At 68.2% G+C, this 236-nt stretch carries 1 pseudogene; it reads left to right on the plus strand.

Going from position 1 to position 236, the window contains the following annotated elements:
• Nucleotides 1-14 precede the first annotated feature (14 nt).
• Nucleotides 15-236, plus strand: a pseudogene (locus KVT28_RS26900) (glucose-6-phosphate dehydrogenase); the annotation flags it as partial.

Below are 236 nucleotides of genomic sequence, written 5' to 3' on the forward strand. Positions count from 1 at the left end.
TGACGCTCACCGCGATGGAGCCGCCGGTGACCATGAACGCCGATGCGGTGCGTGACGCGAAGGTGAACGTGCTCCGGTCGCTGCGTCCGTGGAAATCCGATGACTTCGAGTCGTCGGCGGTCCGCGCGCAGTATTCGGCCGGCCTCAGCGGCGGCGCGCCGGTGCCGGGATACCGCGAAGAGCCCGATGTCGCCAAGGACTCGGTGACGCCCACGTACTCGGCCGTGCGATTCTAC

Origin of the sequence: Pantoea sp. GbtcB22 (assembly GCF_019091025.1) — a bacterium.
GTDB classification, from domain to species: Bacteria; Pseudomonadota; Gammaproteobacteria; order Enterobacterales; family Enterobacteriaceae; genus Pantoea; species Pantoea leporis.